At 68.7% G+C, this 16,657-nt stretch carries 12 protein-coding genes; 4 read left to right on the top strand and 8 right to left on the bottom strand.

Annotated features, from left to right (window positions below; genetic code table 11):
* Window positions 1–16: 16 nt before the first annotated feature.
* The 4 genes from CWC60_RS11445 to dnaG form a co-directional block, all read right to left on the bottom strand.
* A complete protein-coding gene (locus CWC60_RS11445) occupies window positions 17–1,213 on the bottom strand; it encodes a GNAT family N-acetyltransferase (protein WP_109794130.1) in 1,197 nt (398 codons plus the stop codon).
* Between the two features lie 99 nt (window positions 1,214–1,312).
* On the bottom strand, window positions 1,313–2,524 hold the full coding sequence (locus CWC60_RS11450; protein ID WP_164516498.1) for a CaiB/BaiF CoA transferase family protein: 1,212 nt from the start codon (window positions 2,522–2,524) through the stop codon (window positions 1,313–1,315).
* Window positions 2,525–2,757: 233 nt separating this feature from the next.
* Window positions 2,758–4,770: an RNA polymerase sigma factor RpoD gene (gene rpoD / locus CWC60_RS11455; RefSeq protein WP_109794132.1), complete on the bottom strand. Its 2,013-nt coding sequence runs from the start codon at window positions 4,768–4,770 to the stop codon at window positions 2,758–2,760.
* A gap of 20 nt (window positions 4,771–4,790) precedes the next feature.
* Entirely contained in the window at window positions 4,791–6,647 is a 1,857-nt protein-coding gene (gene dnaG / locus CWC60_RS11460) for a DNA primase (RefSeq protein ID WP_164516499.1), read from the bottom strand.
* Window positions 6,648–6,688: 41 nt separating this feature from the next.
* Between dnaG and CWC60_RS11465 the strand changes: the two genes are divergently transcribed.
* Entirely contained in the window at window positions 6,689–6,985 is a 297-nt protein-coding gene (locus tag CWC60_RS11465; RefSeq protein ID WP_109794134.1) for a 50S ribosomal protein L32, read from the top strand.
* A gap of 46 nt (window positions 6,986–7,031) precedes the next feature.
* Window positions 7,032–8,189: an acyl-CoA dehydrogenase family protein gene (locus CWC60_RS11470; RefSeq protein ID WP_109794135.1), complete on the top strand. Its 1,158-nt coding sequence runs from the start codon at window positions 7,032–7,034 to the stop codon at window positions 8,187–8,189.
* Window positions 8,190–8,396: 207 nt separating this feature from the next.
* Here CWC60_RS11470 and CWC60_RS11475 read toward each other — a convergent pair whose 3' ends face one another.
* The 4 genes from CWC60_RS11475 to CWC60_RS11490 form a co-directional block, all read right to left on the bottom strand.
* The gene (locus CWC60_RS11475) at window positions 8,397–9,233 is read right to left on the bottom strand and encodes an LLM class F420-dependent oxidoreductase (protein WP_109794136.1); all 837 of its coding nucleotides are present in this window, start codon (window positions 9,231–9,233) and stop codon (window positions 8,397–8,399) included.
* Window positions 9,234–9,255: 22 nt separating this feature from the next.
* Window positions 9,256–10,080 (bottom strand): peptidoglycan-binding protein, encoded by an 825-nt coding sequence (locus tag CWC60_RS11480; protein ID WP_206419896.1) that lies wholly within the window; start codon window positions 10,078–10,080, stop codon window positions 9,256–9,258.
* An 82-nt stretch (window positions 10,081–10,162) separates the two neighbouring features.
* Window positions 10,163–11,020 carry an SDR family NAD(P)-dependent oxidoreductase gene (locus CWC60_RS11485; RefSeq protein ID WP_109794137.1) on the bottom strand — a complete coding sequence of 286 codons (858 nt, stop codon included), beginning with the start codon at window positions 11,018–11,020 and terminating at the stop codon, window positions 10,163–10,165.
* 122 nt (window positions 11,021–11,142) lie between these two features.
* Window positions 11,143–12,411, bottom strand: a complete 1,269-nt coding sequence (locus CWC60_RS11490; RefSeq protein WP_109794138.1) for a beta-ketoacyl-[acyl-carrier-protein] synthase family protein — start codon at window positions 12,409–12,411, stop codon at window positions 11,143–11,145.
* 279 nt (window positions 12,412–12,690) lie between these two features.
* Between CWC60_RS11490 and CWC60_RS11495 the strand changes: the two genes are divergently transcribed.
* Both CWC60_RS11495 and CWC60_RS11500 read left to right on the top strand, forming a co-directional pair.
* Window positions 12,691–13,869, top strand: coding sequence for an ABC transporter substrate-binding protein (locus tag CWC60_RS11495; RefSeq protein WP_109794139.1), 1,179 nt, complete (start codon window positions 12,691–12,693; stop codon window positions 13,867–13,869).
* A 70-nt stretch (window positions 13,870–13,939) separates the two neighbouring features.
* On the top strand, window positions 13,940–16,615 hold the full coding sequence (locus CWC60_RS11500) for a methyl-accepting chemotaxis protein (protein ID WP_109794140.1): 2,676 nt from the start codon (window positions 13,940–13,942) through the stop codon (window positions 16,613–16,615).
* Window positions 16,616–16,657: the final 42 nt, after the last annotated feature.

Here is a 16,657-nt window from a genome sequence, read left to right on the forward strand (position 1 = left end):
CGGGAGGCTTCGACCTTCAGATCGCGTCTTCGTCCGGCTTGTGGGGGCCATCCTTGCGGAAGGGCGAGAGCTCGCCGAGATAGTCCATCTCCCGCTCCACCTCGCGGCGTTCGTGCTCCAGATACTCGGCGACCGCGCGGCGGAAGCCGGGATCGGCGATCCAGTGCACCGAGTGCGTCGTCACCGGCAGGTAGCCGCGGGCCAGCTTGTGCGGCCCCTGCGCGCCCGCCTCGACGCGCTGGAGCCCGTGGCGGATGGCCCAGTCGATGGCGCGGTAGTAGCAGAGCTCGAAGTGCAGGAAGCGGTGGTCCTCGACGCAGCCCCAGTAGCGGCCGTAGAGCGCCCGGGTCCCGGCGAGATTGAGGGCGCCGGCGATGTAGCGGCCTTCGCGCTTCGCCAGCATCAGCACGACGCGGTCGCCCAGCCGCTCGCCCAGCAGCGAGAAGAAGCGCCGGTTGAGATAGGGCCGGCCCCACTTGCGGCTGCCGGTGTCCATGTAGAACGCGTAGAACGCGTCCCAGTGATCCTCGCTCAGGGCGTCGCCGGTGACTTCCTCGACCTCGATGCCGTTGGCGAGCGCCTCGCGGCGCTCCTTGCGGATGGCCTTGCGCTTGCGTGACGAAAGCGCGGCGAGGAAGGCGTCGAAATCCGCGTAGCCCTCGTTGAACCAGTGGAACTGCTCGCCGGTGCGGTGGAGCAGGCCGAACTCGCGGCCGATCTCCGCCTCGGCTTCGGTGGGGTAGGTGACGTGCAGGCTGGAGACGTCGAACTGCTCGGCCACGCGCACCGCCCCCTGCAGCAGCATGCGCACGACATGGGCGTGATCCTCGCCCGCGCGGACCAGCAGGCGCGGGCCCGTGGCCGGCGTGAAGGGCACGGCGATCTGCAGCTTCGGGTAATAGCGCCCGCCGGCGCGCTCGAAGGCGTTGGCCCAGCCGTGATCGAAGACGTACTCGCCCTGGCTGTGGGATTTCACGTACATGGGCGCCGCGCCGACCAGCCGCCCCGCGGGATCCTCCAGCAGCAGGTGCTGCGGCATCCAGCCCTCCTCGGCGCTGGCGCAGCCGGATTCCTCGAGCGCCAGCAGAAAGGCGTGGCAGACGAAGGGATTGTCACCGCCCGCACAGGCGTCCCAGTCCCCGGCGGCGACGGTCGAGATGTCGCCTGTCACCTTCAGGGTGAAGGCGTCGGCGCTCTCCTCGGATTCACCCATGGCGATGACAGCTACTCCAGATCGCGGCAGGCCGCACTACTGTAGGCGCTGGACGGCCGCGATCCAACCGGGCCCGACCGGACGGCGCGGCGGAGGCGGTCAGCGCCGCGCTTCCACCAGCACGCCGGCTTCGCGCAGCGCGGCCAGCCGCGCGTCGTCGAGGCCCAGCCGGCTCTGCAGCACCTCGGTGTTGTGCTCGCCCAGAAACGGCGCCGTCAGTTCCAGTTCGCCGGGGAAGTCGGAGAAGCGGAGCGGCATGCCGGGAATGCGGAAGGTGCCGACGCCGCGGTCGTGGATCGTGCGCACGGTGCCGCGGCCGATCAGGTGCGGGTGGTTGGTCGCCTCCGCGACGCTCAGCACCGGCGCCACCGGCACCCGGGCCTTCTCCAGCGCGGCGATGGCGGCGGCGTCCGATTCGAAACCGCCCAGCCAGGCCTCGATCAGGTCGGACAGGGTCTCGCGGTTTTCCAGCCGCTTCTCGGGCGTGGCGAAGCGCGTGTCCTCGCGCAGATCGGGACGCTCCATGGCGCGGCATAGCCGTTCCCACTGCTCGCCGATGGCCACGATGACGATGAAGCCGGTCTTCGCCTGGTAGATGCCGAGCGGCGCCACCAGCGGATGCAGGCTGCCCGAACGATGGGGCGTGTCGCCCGACATCGAATAGGTCTGCACGTTGATCTCGTGAGCGTGGAAGTAGAAATCGACCAGCGAGATGTCGAGATACTGCCCGTCCCCGCCGGTGCGCTCGCGGTGGAACAGCGCGCCGTTGATGGCCGCCAGCGCCGAGATGGCGGTGCCGACGTCGCCGACGGCCAGTCCCGCCAGGGGCGGCTTGCCGTCCGGGTCGCCGATCATGGAGGTCACCCCGGAAAAGGCCTGGGCGATGTAGTCGAAGCCCGGCAGGTCCTTCAGCGGTCCCGACTGGCCGAAGGCCGAGATCGAGCACATGATCGCCTTCGGATTGACCGCATGGACCACGTCCCAGCCGAGGCCGAGGCGGCCGATCACGCCGGGCGAGAAGTTCTCGATGACCACGTCCGCCTGGGCGATCAGCCCCTTGAGCAGCTCGATCGCGTCCGGGTTGCGCAGGTCGACGCAGACCGACTTCTTGCCCTGGTTGTGCTGGACGAAATAGGCCGAGCGTCCCTCCCGCAGCACGGGCAGGACGCGGCAGAGATCGCCGTTGGGGGCGACCTCGATCTTGATCACCTCCGCACCCATCTCCGCCATCAGGCGGGTACAGGCCGGACCGGCGATGAACTGCGTGAAATCCAGGACGGTGACGCCGTCCAGCACGTGACGATGAGCCAAAGGCTCCCCTCCCCAGGAACAACCAGTCCGATAGCTAGCCGATTGCCGGGCGCAAGGGAATGGGTCGCCGGCGCGGCTCAGGGCTGCATCGTCCTGACGTCATCCCCGATGGCTTTGGCGCCACTCGGGGATCGGCAGAAACCGGATCCCGGAGCCCCATGGGCCCTCGATGCCCGCGCGCCGGATGGCGGCGGGCATGACAAGGAGGGGAGGGACGCCGGTCAGCAGTCGGTTCAGTTGTCGAGGAAGCTGCGCAGCTTGCGCGACCGCGAGGGGTGCTTGAGCTTGCGCAGCGCCTTGGCCTCGATCTGGCGGATGCGCTCGCGGGTGACCGAGAACTGTTGGCCGACCTCCTCCAGGGTGTGGTCGGTGTTCATGCCGATGCCGAAGCGCATGCGCAGGACGCGTTCCTCGCGGGCGGTCAGGCTGGCCAGCACGCGGGTCGTGGTCTCGCGCAGGTTGGAGTGGATCGCGCTCTCGATCGGCAGGATGGCGTTCTTGTCTTCGATGAAGTCGCCCAGATGGCTGTCTTCCTCGTCGCCGATCGGCGTCTCCAGGCTGATCGGCTCCTTGGCGATCTTCATCACCTTGCGGACCTTCTCCAGCGGCATACCGAGCTTCTCGGCCAGTTCCTCCGGGGTCGGCTCGCGGCCGATCTCGTGCAGCATCTGCCGGCCCGTGCGGACCAGCTTGTTGATGGTCTCGATCATGTGCACGGGAATGCGGATGGTGCGCGCCTGGTCGGCGATGGAACGGGTGATCGCCTGGCGGATCCACCAGGTGGCGTAGGTGGAGAACTTGTAGCCGCGGCGGTACTCGAACTTGTCCACCGCCTTCATCAGGCCGATGTTGCCTTCTTGGATCAGGTCCAGGAACTGCAGGCCGCGGTTGGTGTACTTCTTGGCGATGGAGATGACCAGGCGCAGGTTCGCCTCCACCATCTCCTTCTTGGCCCGGCGGGCGTCGCGCTCGCCCTGCTGGATCGTGGAGACGATGCGGCGGAAGTCGCTGATGGTCAGACCGGCCAGCGCGGCGACGATGCGGAACTCGTCGCGCAGGGCCTCGACGCGCTCCAGTTCGTTGGAGGCGAAGGCCATCCAGGGCTTGCCCTTCTTGGCGACCTCTGCGGTCCAGTTCTCGTCCAGCTCGGAATCGTAGTGCGCGTCGAGGAACTCCTGGCGGTCGACGCCATGCTTCTCGGCCAGGCGCAGCAGCTTGCCGTCGGCGGCCATCAGCCGCTTGTTCAGCAGGTAGTGCTCCTCGACCAGCATCTCGATGCGCGGATTGTTGAAGCGGATCGACTTCATCTTCTCGACGATCTCGCCGTGCAGCTTCTGATAGCGCCGGTCAGAGGAAACCGAGACTTCCTCGCCGTCCAGCGCCGCCTGGACCCGCTTCTCCTGGGCGCGGTCGACGCGCTTGAACAGTTTCGCGATCTCGTCGAACTGCTCGAGCATCTCCGGCTTCAGCGCCTCTTCCATCGCCGCGAGCGAGAGCGTGGTGTCGTCGAAATCGTCGTCATCGTCGTCGCTGGTGGAGGCGGACGACTCGTCGTTGTCGTTGTCGGCATCCTTGGCCGGCGCGCCGGTCTTCGCCTCGGCGGACCCGGCCTCGTCGCCGGACTTCCCGGCGCCGGACTTCTCGGCGTCGCCATCGTTCTCGTCGTCGGAATCGTCGTCGCTCGCCGACGGGCCCTCGGGCTTGCCGTAGGTGCTTTCCAGATCGATGACGTCGCGCAGCAGCATGTTGCCGGCGACGATCTCGTCGCGCCATTCGACCAGCATGCGCATGGTCAGCGGGCTTTCGCAGAGGCCGCCGATCATGGCTTCGCGGCCGGCCTCGATGCGTTTGGCGATGGCGATCTCGCCTTCGCGGGAGAGCAGTTCGACCGAACCCATCTCGCGCAGGTACATGCGCACCGGATCGTCGGTGCGCTCGGCGGCCTCGGAGGAGTTGCCGGACGTCGTGGCGACCTCCTGCTTGGTCTCGTCGGCCTGCTCTTCCTGCTCCTCGGACTCGATGACGTTGATGCCCATTTCCGAGAGCATGGCCATGATGTCCTCGATCTGCTCCGATGAAACCTGATCCTGCGGCAGGGCCTTGTTGAGCTCGTCATAGGTGACGTAGCCCCGCTCCTTCGCCTTGGCGATGAATTTCTTCATGTCCTGCTTGGCGACGTCGAGCAGCGGTCCGTCGCGCTGTTCGGGCGCAGCGGCGGTTTCTTTCTCGGAAGCTTTGGTGGCCATGTGTGTCCTGTCGTTTCTGTTCACGCCTCGGCCCGGGCGACGCCGCTTGCGGTCGGCTCGCTGGCCATGAGGCGGTCCAACTCCAACTTGAGCGCGGATACCCGGTCGAACGCCTCGGCGCTCAGTTCCCGTCGGGCAATGGTAACCGCCTCATTCAACTCCTCCTGCACCGCCTCGATGCGATAGTGGTGCAGCGTTGCGTCGAATTGCTCCCTTATCTCGCTGTAGGGAGTATCCTTGCGGCTCTTGAAGCTCAGCCTAGCGGCGTTCGGCGCACTCAGGCGCGCGATCAATCGTTCGTAGCCAGCCGCAAGGAGATGGCGTGACAACGCGCCGCTGTCAAGCTCCGCCTGCCGCATCGCCGCGTCGCGCATGATGACGAGCGCCCGATCCAGATCATCGTGGCGCAATTGCAACGCATCCAGTTGCTCGCCGAATTCCTCGAGCAGTTCCGGCCAGGCCAGCAGCGCGGCGACGATGGTTTCCTCGGGCACGCGGCCGGCGTTGGCGGGCAGGGAGGCCCGCAGCGCCGTCAGGTCTTCCTCCTCGCGGCGAAAGCCGCGCTGGCCCGGTTGCCCGGGACGCCAGGGCCGGTCGTCGCGCCTTGACGGACGCCGGAAGGCGGCGCGGGCGCGGGCGCGGAAATCGTCCAGGAAGTGACGGCGGATGGTCTCGTCGGCGATCTGGAAGGCCAGGCGTTCGAGATCCTTCTCCAGGGCCGCGCGCCGTTCGGGCGTCCCCAGTTCGCGGTCCGCTGTCGCCGCGCGCCAGAGCGTCTCGGCGATGCCGGCGGTCCGGCCCAGCAGTTCGCGCATGGCGTCCGGGCCCTGGCTGCGCACCATGTCGTCGGGATCGAGGCCTTCGGGCAACAGCGCGAAGCGCAGCGACTTGCCCGGTTTCAGGATCGGCAGCGCGCGTTCGGCGGCCCGTTGCGCCGCGCGCAGGCCGGCCGCGTCGCCGTCCAGGCAGAACACGGGCTCGGCGGTCATCTGCCAGAGCAGGGCGATCTGTTCCTCGGTCACCGCGGTGCCCAGCGGCGCGACGGCGTGGCGGAAACCGGCTTCGGCCAGCGCGATCACGTCCATGTAGCCCTCGGCCACGATCACGGTGCCGGCGTCGCGCGCCGCTTCCCGCGCCATGGCCAGGTTGTAGAGCGCGCGGGACTTGTGGAACAGCGGCGTCTCGGGGCTGTTCAGGTACTTCGCCCGCGCCTCGCCCAGCGCCCGGCCGCCGAAGGCGATGACCCGGCCCCGGCGGTCGGCGATGGGAAACATCAGGCGGTTGCGGAAACGGTCATAGGCCGCCCGGCCATCATCGGGCTTCGCGATCAGGCCGGCCTCGATCTGCTCCGCCTCGGTGAAGTCGCGGTCAAGCAGCGCCGACTTCAGCCCGTCATTGCGGTCCGGCGCAAAGCCCAGGCGGAAATCGCCGACGGCCTTCGCGCCGACGCCCCGGCGCTCCAGATAGGCGCGCGCCTCCGCCCCGGCCGCGCCGTGAAGCTGAGCGGTGAACCATTTCGCCGCCGCCTCGTTGGCCTCGGCCAGGCGCGACATGCGGTCCGCCTTCTGGCGGTCCTCCGGCTGCATCTTCGGCACTTCCATGCCGGCGGCCTCGGCCAGGCGCTCCACCGCCTCGGGGAAGGACAGTCCCTCGATCTGCATGACGAAGTCGAAGGCCGAGCCGTGGGCGCCGCAGCCGAAGCAGTGATAGTCGTCGCGGTCCTCGGAAACCTTGAAGGAGGCGGTCTTCTCGCCGTGGAAGGGGCAGCAGCCCCAGTGGTCGCGGCCCCGCTTCTTCAACTGGACGCGCCGGCCGACCAGCTCCACGACGTTCGTGCGGGCGCGCAGTTCATCCAGGAAGTGCTTGGGAAAGGCCAACGTCGTCCTGTCTTCATCCAGTCTCGGCGGGAGCCATACTCATGCCAGATCGTGAGCGATATGGCGAATCGAAAGGCCGTTTTCAGGTCTGCCGATTGCCGGTACTGTCCGGCCCCATGCTGTGGAAGATATTGCTGCTTATCGCGATCATCGTCGCCGTGCTCTACGGCTTCAAGATGATCTCCCGGGCCTCCGACGGACGCCAGCCGGCGGCGCGGAAGACGCGGAAGAAGGGGCGTGGAACCGAATCGGACGGCCAGGCGGTCGATCTGGTGAAGTGCGGCAACTGCGGCGCCTTCACCGCGCCGGGCACGCCCTGCAGCAATTGCGGCCAGTAGCGCCGGCCACGGCGACATTCAGCCTGATCAGGGGAGGATCCGGGCCATGGAATTCGGTTTTACCGAGGAACAGCGCGCGTTCCGCGACACCGCCCGGCGCTTCGCCGCCGACCGGCTCCAGCCGCGCTACCAGGCGCGCGAGGCCGAAGGCGGGTTCGAGGACGGCCTGCTGGAGGAAATGGGCGCGCTCGGCCTGCTCGGCGCCGATCTGCCGATGGAATATGGCGGCTCCGGCATCGACGGCGTCACGTCGGGCATGCTGATCGAGCAGATCGGCTGGGGCGATCTGTCGGTCTCCTATGCGCCGCTGCTGACCTCGCTGTTGGGCGACATCGTCGCCAGCCACGGCTCCGAGGCGATGAAGAACGCCTGCGTGCCCCGGCTCACCTCGGGCCAGGACCTGATCGCGCTCGGCCTGACCGAGCCGCGCGGCGGCTCCGACGCGGCCAATCTGGTCACCAAGGCGGAGCGCACGAATGCGGGCTACGTCCTGAACGGGGAGAAGACCTCGATATCCTGCGCCGCCCAGGCGAAGTGGATCATCGCCGTCGCCCGGACCGGCACGCCGGAGGACGGGGCGCGCGGCGTCACCGCCTTCCTGGTGCCGATGGACGCCCCCGGCGTCTCCACTTCCACATTCGAGGACGTGGGTTCGGTGGCGGTGGGCCGCGGCTCGGTCTTCTTCGACGATGTCCGGGTCAGCGACGAGCACCGCCTGGGCGCCGAAGGTGCGGGGTTCCGCGAGGTGATGGCCGGCTTCGACTATTCGCGGGCGCTGATCGGCCTGCAGGTCATCGGCTGCGCGAAGGCCTCCCTGGAGGAGACCTGGGAATGGGTGCAGCAGCGCACCGCCTTCGGCCATCCGATCGCGAAATACCAGGGCGTCACCGAGCCGCTGGCCGTGGCCGAGACCAAGCTCCGCGCCGCCGAACTGCTCTGCTACCAGACGCTGTGGCTGCGCGATCAGGGCCTGAAGCACACGGCCGAGGCAGCGATGTGCAAGTGGTTCGCCCCGCAGACCGCCTTCGAGACTGTGCACCAGTGCATCCTGCTGCACGGCCACATGGGCTACGCGAAGGACACCCCGCACCAGCAGCGCCTGCGCGACATCATGGGCCTGCAGATCGGCGACGGCACGGCGCAGATCCAGAAGATGATCATCGCCCGCGAGAAGATCGGCAAGATCGCGGTACCCTACGCCTGAGGCGATCCGGCTTCATGCGCCGTCATGGGCTGCCCGAATGAACCGGGCAGCGACGGCAAGCATGGGGGCGGAACCCCGTGGACTGGGTGTCTGTCGCATTCCGGACCGGCCGGACGGACTATTCCCCGCGATTCGCCAGATTGGGCAAATGTCGGAAAGTCCGGGCCGCCCACCTGGCCGACCCTGCCATCCCCAGGTGGGCGGTTTCTACTCGATCAGTTTCGCGTACTTGTCCAGCAGTTCCAGCACCGCGTCGCGGCCCTCGTCGGGGACGTCGAACAGCACCCGGTCGATGCCGGCCTCGCGACAGGATTCCAGCGCCGCCGCATCGGGCGGGGCGCGGAAGACGCTGACGGTGAAGTCCGAAGGCTTGCGGTCGTGTTCCTCGGCGATGCGCTTCAGTCGCGCCATGCCCTCGGCGGGCTCGAACTTCGGACCCGCGCGCGGGAACCAGCCGTCGCCCAGCTGCACGACGCGCTTGAGCGTGTGGTCGGTCTCGCCGCCGAACAGGACCGGCGGGTGCGGACTCTGCGCCGGCTTCGGGCTGGAGATGACCGGATCGAAGTCCACGAACGGCCCGTGATACTGGGCGTGCTCCTCCGTCCAGAGCGCCTTGATGGCCTTGATCTTGTCCTCCATCACCTTGAAGCGGGTGTGGTACTCGACGCCGTGGTTCTCCATCTCCTCGGCGTTCCAGCCGGCCCCGAGAGCGAACTCGAAGCGGCCCCCTGAGAGCAGGTCCAGCGTCGCCGTCGCCTTGGCGGTGACGATCGGGTCGTGCTGGGGCAGCAGACAGATGCCGGTGCCGAGTCGCAGGGTCTCGGTCGCCGCCGCCGCGAAGCTCAGCCCGACGAAGGGATCGTAGGTGTGGTAATAGCGGTCCGGCAGATCGCCGCCGCCGGGGAAGGGCGTGCGCCGGCTGACCGGAATGTGCGTGTGCTCGCAGACGAACAGGCTTTCGAAGCCGCGGTCCTCCAGCGCCTTCGCCAGTTCCGCGATGTCGATGCCGTAGTGGGTCGGAAAGTGGAACGTCCCGAACTTCATGACCTCGGTCCTCCCATGGATCTCATGCCTCTTGTCGTTGTTGCGCGAGGCCGCGTTCGAACAGGTCCGCCTCGTCGTCGCGCCGCCGTCTCAGGCCCGCCAGCCCGGGCCAGAGCCGTTTCATCGATCTAATGCGCCGCGGGACGCGGGAAAGGGCGGCGCGGCCGCCATCGGACATCAGGTCGCGGATCTCCCGCATCTCCCGGCGGCTGTCGGTATCCTTCATGCTGGCGCCGCGATTGTACACCAGTGAGAACAGCGCGCCCCGGCAGAGGCCCGGCAACGCGTCGAAATTCGGGAAGGCGGCGCGCGCGCGGGCGACGAATTCCGGCGTGGAGCGCGCGCAGAAGACGCGCCAGGCGGCCCGCCACGGCACCTCGGCCCCGGCGACCAGGGCGGCCAGCTCCGGGCTGCCGCGGCGGCCTTCGACAGACTTCAGCAGGTCCACATGGTCGTTCCGGATCAGCCCCCGGAAGGCCTCGGCCTCGTGGAAGCGCAGATCGTAGCCGACGCCGACGGTGATTCCCGATTCGCCCTCCGGCCAGACCGGACGCCGCAGCCTGCGTTCATAGTGCTCCCGGCTTGTGACCTCGTGGCGGACGACCAGGGCGAGGCAGGACGCCGGAATCTCGGGGGAGGGCGCCGGCCGGGCCGCCAGCCAGCGCCGCAGCGCCGCATCGGCGGCGCCGTTCGCCGGCTGGCGGGCGAGGCCCTGGGCGTAGATCACCGCCCGCTCCGTCGCCGGGCCGAAGTCGCCATCCTCGACGATGGCCGCGCCGACGCGGTTGAGCAAAGCCTGTAGCTCGCGCGCCGCCGCCGGCGTGGCCGCGCCGCGCCGAAGTTCCATGTCCGCCATGGTTCCGTTACCCCTTGCCGCCATCCCCTGATGGTAGCGGCCCGGGGGTTATCCGTTCCGGGGAAGAACCGCTTCAGCGCGCCTCCGACTTGTCGCCGGTGCTGCCCCGGTTGATGCCGGAACGCTGCTTGAGCACCGTGTTGTCGACTTTGCGCCAGAATCCCGGCGAGGACGCCAGCGCGCCGCCGTCGACCACCAGGGTGTGGCCGGTGACGAAGCCGGCGTCGTCCGAAGCCAGGAAGACCGCCGCGCCGGCGATGTCGCTGCCCTCGCCGAGGTCCGGCCAGGGGGTGATCTCGCGCGCCATTTCCTCCATCTGCTCGGCCCGGTTGGCGTGGAACAGCGGCGTGCGGATGATGCCCGGCGCGATGGAGTTGATGCGGATGCGGTCCTGCGCCAGCTCGGTGGTCAGCGCCCGCGTCAGGTTGGTCACGGCCGCCTTGGCCGCCGAATAGGCGCTGGAGCCCGCGCCGCCCGACAGGCCGGCGATGGAGGCGGTGTTGATCACCGCGCCGCCCTGGCCCTGCTGCTTCATCTGCCGCACGCCGTGCTTGATGCCCAGGAAGACACCGCGCACCAGCACGTGGAAGGTGTAGTCCCATTCGTCGACCGTGGTCTCGGTGATCGGCCCGAAGGCCCCGCCCACGCCGGCGTTGTTGAACATGATGTCGAGCCGGCCGAAGCGGTCGACGGCGGTGCCGACCAGCTTCTCGATGTCGGCTTCCTTCGAGACGTCGCCGCGCACGAACGCGACCCGGTCGCCCGCGCCGGCCTCTTCGGCGGCCTTGATCGTGGCCTCGCCATTGGCCTGGTTCATGTCGTTGACGACGACCGATGCGCCTTCCTGCAGATAGCGCAGCACCGTCGCCCGCCCCATGCCCGACGCGCCGCCGGTGATCGCTGCGACCTTGCCTTCGAGTTTTCCGGACATTCGTTCCTCCCCTTCAGTGTGTCTCGTGCCCCGGGACTCGATCCCGGGGCCCGGTTCTGCATCGCATCCCTCTGGGTCCCGCGATCAAGTCGCGGGACGGGTGAGCGATCTGGATCGTTTCCTCAACTCCGGCTGATGACCACGGACGCGTTCTGGCCGCCGAAGCCGAAGGAATTGATCTGGGCGACGTCGAAGTCGAGCTTCTTCGGCTTCCCAATCACCAGCTCGAACTCGGCCGCCGGGTCCGGCTCGTCCGTGTTCGACGTGTGGACGAAGACGCCGTCGGCCATGCCGCAGAGCAGCTCGATCAGCGCCATCCCGCCCGAGGACGCCCCGGAATGGCCGAAATGGCCTTTCGGCGCGGTCACGGGCAGCGGCGCGGATCGCCCCCGGCCGTGGACCCGGTTGATCGCCGCGATCTCGGCGGTGTCGCCTTTCGGCGTCGCCGTGGCGTGGGCGGCCAGGCCGCCGACGTCCGAAGGGCTCATGCCGGCCGATTGAATGGCCTTCTCCATCGCCTTCGCCTCCCACTGCCCGCTCGGGTCGGGGGAGGAGGGATGGAAGCTGTCCGACAGCGAGCCGTAGCCTCGGAAATAGCCCAGGATCTTCGCGCCGCGCGCCTTCGCGTGGCTTTCGCGCTCCAGCACGACGATGGACGAGCCCTCGCCGACGACGATGCCCTGGCGCTTGACGTCGAAGGGCAGCATGACCCGGCGCGGGTCGTCGGAGGCGCCTTCCATGCCGTAGGCGCCGCCGGCGTAGTACATGGCCGGCACGAAGTCCCCGTCGGGCTTGCCGCCGGCCGCGGAGATGCCGCCCTCGGTGCCGCCGGCGATCACGATGTCGGCCTCGCCGGCGCGGATCAGCCGCGCCGCCGTGCCCATGGCGTCCAGCGAACTGGCGCAGGCGGTGGTCACCGTCAGGTTGGGCCCGTGCAGGCGGTAGCGCAGCGAGATCTGGCCCGCCGCCATGTTGGCCCAGACCTGCAGCTGGGTCTTGCGCGGCACGGCCTCCGGCCCCTGGGTATCCAGCATGTACTGTGCCTTCTGGAAGGCGCGGACGCCGCCGCCCGACGTGCCGTGGACCACGCCCAGCCGTTCGGCGTCGTAGCCGCCATCGTGCAGCCCGGCCTGCTGCATGGCCTGCTGCGCGGCGGCCAGCGCGAACTGCGCGAAGAGGTCGCTGCCGTCGGCGATCTTCGCGTCCATCCAGTCCAGCGGATCGAAGTCCGTGACCGTGCCCCAGAACACCTTGCCGCCATCGCGCTCGGGATCGCACCAGGGCGCCAGGGCGATGCCGCTGCGGTCGGCGAGCATGCCCTGGTGGAACCTGTCGACCGAACTGCCCAGCGCCGAAACCACGCCCGTTCCGGTAATCGCGATTGCGTCCATGCAACTGTCCTCCCCGCGCGCATCATAACGCGAAGCCGGGGCGGCGCGAATGCGCATGTGTCCGGGCGGCGATGCACCGGCCTCGGGCATGACGAAGCTGCGGCGGTGCTTTCGACCCGGTCAAGTGACTGAACGAACTGGAAAAGCGCGCCGACAGTTTCCTTGCCCGGACGGAACCGTCCAGCGATCCTGCGGCTTTCCGCGCGCCGGTTCAGCGAATCTTAAAGGTTCCGCCTCCGTAATGTCGGCCACGACAATAAGCTACGGAGGAACCGCCACATGAATTCGATCCACAAGGTCGTGAGGGGCGGCGCTGTCGCCGGCGCCCTGGCCGTATTCGCGGCCGGCCTGCCCCTTGCCGCCGCCGCGGAAGACGGCGTCGAAGCCGATCGCGTCGTCTTCGGCCAGTCGGCCGCCTTCGAGGGCCCGGCCCAGGCGCTCGGCCTCGGCATGCGTCTCGGCATCGAGGCCGCCTTTCACGAGGCGAACGAGGCCGGCGGCGTGCATGGCCGCCGCTTCGACCTGGTCAGCTATGACGACAGCTACGAGCCGGACAAGGCCATCGCCAACACCAACCGCCTGATCGGCGAGGACAAGGTCTTCGCCCTGGTCGGCGAGGTGGGCACCCCGACCTCCAAGGCCGCGCAGCCCATCGCCACCGAAAACGCGGTGCCGTTCTTCGGCCCCTTCACCGGCGCCGGCTTCCTGCGCGCCCCGGAGAACCGCAACGTCATCAACGTCCGCGGCACCTACGACGCCGAGGCGGAGAAGTGGATCGCCTTCCTGACCGCCGAGAAGAAGGCCAGCCGCATCGCCATCCTCTATCAGGACGACAGCTTCGGCCGTGTCGGCCTGGCCGGTGTGACCAAGGCGCTGGAGCAGCGCGGCATGAAGCTGGTCGCCGAGGGCACCTACAAGCGCAACACCACGGCGGTGAAGTCGGCGCTGCTGCAGATCCGCAAGGGCGAGCCCGACGCCATCGTCATGGTCGGCGCCTACAAGCCGATCGCCGAATTCGTCAAGCTGGCGAAGAAGACCCGCATGGACGTCCCGTTCGTGACCATCTCCTTCGTCGGTTCCAGCGCGCTGGCCAAGGAACTCGGCGATGACGGCCGCGGCGTCTATATCACCCAGGTGGTTCCCTTCCCCTGGAACACCGACATGCCGCTGGTCGCGCGCTATCACCAGGCGCTCAAGGCCCGGGATCCCGGGGCCGAACCGGGCTTCGTCTCCTTCGAGGGCTACATCGTCGGCCGGCTGCTGGTCGCGGCGATGGAGAAGGCCGGTCCCGAACCGACCCGCGCGGGCCTGCTCGACGCCGTCTACGCCACCGGAAGCTTCGACCTGGACGGCGTCGCGCTGACCTTCGGCGAAGGCGACAACCAGGGCATGGACGAAATCTTCATGACCGTGATCGAGAGCGCCTCGAGTTTCACGGCCATCCACACCGGCTCCTGACCGTGTCCCGCCGCCGGTCCCGCCCGCCGGGCGGGGCCGGCCCCGGGCCCCAGTACGAGGGGATTGAGCGATGAACGCACCCGTTGATCATTCCAGCCTGAGCGAGGCGATGCTGCCCGGCGTCGGCAAGGCCGCCGGCGACGATGCGCGCCGCGGCTGGAAACGCATTCTCGGCATCCGGCACATGGGCGTCGGCGGCAAGCTTTACCTCGCCTTCGGCGCCATTGCGCTGATGACCGTGGCCGCCGGCACGCTGGCGGTGCTCTCCTTCCGGGAGGCCGACGACGCGCTGCAGCGTCTGACCCGCGTGTCCGTGCCGACCATCGTCGAGTCACAGCAACTCGCCCTGACCGGCGAGCGGATCTCCGCCGCCGCGCCGCGGCTCGCCGGTGTGGCGACGCCCGAAGCGCGCATGGAGGCGCGGGCGTTGCTGGACAGCGAGATGCAACGCCTCAACGACGGTATCGCCAGCATCGAAGGCATGCGGATCGAGGGCGTGGACCAGGTCCGCACCCTGGCGCAGGATTTCTCCAGTCATCTGCAGACACTGGACGACGCGGTCGCCCGCCGCCTGGAACTTGGCGCGCAGAAGCAGGCCGGCGTCTCCCGCGCCGCGGCCATGCACGAAACACTGCTGGGGATTCTCGAACCGAAGGTGGAGGAAGCGCGCGCGCAACTCGACGTCGCCATCGGCGCGGCGACCGGGCGCAACCGCGAGGGCGTCGCCCATCTGATGGACACCGAGGTCGCCGCGCTTCACGCCGGCCTGCAGGTCAGCGTCTACGGCAAGGAGATCACCCTGATCTTCGCCGAGGCCGAACTGGTGGTGAAGCCGGAGGAGCTGCAGCCGCTGCGCGAACGCTACACTGCGGCCGCCCAATCGATGGCCCGCGCCCTGGAGCCCCTGCCCGCCAATGAGGAGAGCGAGGAACTGCGACGGCTTGCCGGCCTGATCGTCGGCCTGGGTTCCGAAGGCGGCTTCTTCGAGATCCGCAACGACGAACTGAACGCCTGGCGCATGAGCTCCGAGCAGATGGATCAGATCCGGGCGCGGCGCGAAGCCTTCGATGCCGAACTGGACAGCCTGCTCAAGGAGTTCGGCGCAGCCACGGCCGTCGTGGTCGACAACGCCACCTTCAACCTGCTGATCGGCGGCGAGAACGTCGCCGACGAGACCGCGGCGACGATTTCGGACCTGGTCGACAATGATGTCGCGCGCATCCGCGGCCTGCTGAACGTGCAGAGCCACGCCAACCTGATCGGCGGCCTGCTGGCCGCAGCGGCGAACCAGCCGAACGCCGAAGCACTGGCGCCGATCGTCGAGCGCCTGGCCCGGGGCGAGGAAGACCTGGAAAGCGCCCTGTGGGACGTCTCCATCGACGACACCACGGCGATCGCGCCAGCGATCGAGGACATGCTGTCCATTCTCAAGGGCGCGACCGGCGTGCCGAAGCTGCGCATCGCGGAACTGGAAGCGGAGGCCGAAGTGGCCCAGGCGCTGGCCGACACCCGCGAATCCTCGGTGCGCATGGCGTCGTCTGTGGCGGCGATCGTCGATCAGGCGATCCGCTCCGGAGACGGCACCGCCCGCGCCGTCGAGCAGCAGATCGAACGCAACACCCTGGTGCTGGCCATCGTCTCCGCCATTGCCGTCGCCGCGGCGGTGCTGATCGGCTGGCTGTTCGTCGGCCGGATCATCGTCCGTAGCCTGAAGGCCCTGGCTGGCGCCATGGGCCGGCTTACGGAGGGCGAGCTGGAGACGGATATTCCGGCGACGAAGCAGCATGACGAGATCGGCCGCATGGCCCGCGCCGTCGAGGTGTTCAAGCTGAACGCCCGGGAGATGCGGCGACTCGAGGCCGAGAAGGTAGAGAATGAACGCCGCGCCACCGAGGAGAAGCGAAAGGCCATGCACGACCTGGCCGACGGCTTCGAATCGGGCGTCATCGGTGTGGTCGACAGCGTCGCCGGCGCCGCCGGGGACATGCGTTCGACGGCGCAGGAAATGTCGGGCATGGCGGAATCCGCCAGCGGCCAGGCGCAGGAAGTGGCCGATGCGGCCCGGGCGACGACCGAGCACGTGCAGTCGGTCTCGGCGGCGGCCGAGCAGCTTGCGGCGGCGGTCAACGAGGTGGGCGAGAAGGTCAGCCAGGCGGCGAGCGCGGCCGAGCAGGCCGCGGCGCAGACCGAGCGCACCGACGAGACCATGTCGTCGCTGTCGCTGACGGCGGCCGAGATCGGCTCGATCGTGGAGCTGATCAGCGACATCGCCGAACAGACCAACCTGCTGGCGCTGAACGCGACCATCGAGGCCAGCCGGGCGGGCGACGCCGGGCGGGGCTTCGCGGTGGTGGCCACCGAGGTGAAGAACCTGGCCGACCAGACGGCGGAGGCGACGATCGACATCCGCCGCAAGGTCGACAACATCCGCGACGCCTCGAACAACTCGGTCGACGCGATCAAGGAGATCAAGACCCGGATCCAGGAGCTGCACACGACCAACACGGTGGTGGCGTCGGCTGTGGAGGAGCAGATCGCCTCGATCAACGAGATCTCGCGCAGCACCCGCCAGGCGGCGGAGAGCACGCGCTCGGTCTCGGAAGCGATCGAGCAGCTCTCCCAGGCCTCCAGCCAGACCGGCAGCGCAGCGACGCTGGTGCTGGACCGCTCCGGTTCGCTCAACGCCTCCTCGGGCGAGCTCAAACAGGTGGTCTCGCGTTTTCTGGAGGGCGTCCGCGCCGCCTGAGCCGCCACTGGCCTTCGCGGGCCGCACCTGTCACCATCGGGG

It is taken from the genome of Minwuia thermotolerans (assembly GCF_002924445.1).
Lineage (GTDB): Bacteria > Pseudomonadota > Alphaproteobacteria > Minwuiales > Minwuiaceae > Minwuia > Minwuia thermotolerans.

What these genes read in the sequence shown, in the direction of transcription:
- CWC60_RS11475 (WP_109794136.1), bottom strand. Translation starts at nt 9,233, where the DNA reads ATGAAGTTCGGGACGTTCCACTTTCCGACCCACTACGGCATCGACATC.
- CWC60_RS11445 (WP_109794130.1), bottom strand. Translation starts at nt 1,213, where the DNA reads ATGGGTGAATCCGAGGAGAGCGCCGACGCCTTCACCCTGAAGGTGACA.
- CWC60_RS11485 (WP_109794137.1), bottom strand. Translation starts at nt 11,020, where the DNA reads ATGTCCGGAAAACTCGAAGGCAAGGTCGCAGCGATCACCGGCGGCGCG.
- CWC60_RS11480 (WP_206419896.1), bottom strand. Translation starts at nt 10,080, where the DNA reads ATGGAACTTCGGCGCGGCGCGGCCACGCCGGCGGCGGCGCGCGAGCTA.
- CWC60_RS11495 (WP_109794139.1), top strand. Translation starts at nt 12,691, where the DNA reads ATGAATTCGATCCACAAGGTCGTGAGGGGCGGCGCTGTCGCCGGCGCC.
- CWC60_RS11490 (WP_109794138.1), bottom strand. Translation starts at nt 12,411, where the DNA reads ATGGACGCAATCGCGATTACCGGAACGGGCGTGGTTTCGGCGCTGGGC.
- CWC60_RS11500 (WP_109794140.1), top strand. Translation starts at nt 13,940, where the DNA reads ATGAACGCACCCGTTGATCATTCCAGCCTGAGCGAGGCGATGCTGCCC.
- rpoD (WP_109794132.1), bottom strand. Translation starts at nt 4,770, where the DNA reads ATGGCCACCAAAGCTTCCGAGAAAGAAACCGCCGCTGCGCCCGAACAG.
- CWC60_RS11470 (WP_109794135.1), top strand. Translation starts at nt 7,032, where the DNA reads ATGGAATTCGGTTTTACCGAGGAACAGCGCGCGTTCCGCGACACCGCC.
- CWC60_RS11465 (WP_109794134.1), top strand. Translation starts at nt 6,689, where the DNA reads ATGCCAGATCGTGAGCGATATGGCGAATCGAAAGGCCGTTTTCAGGTC.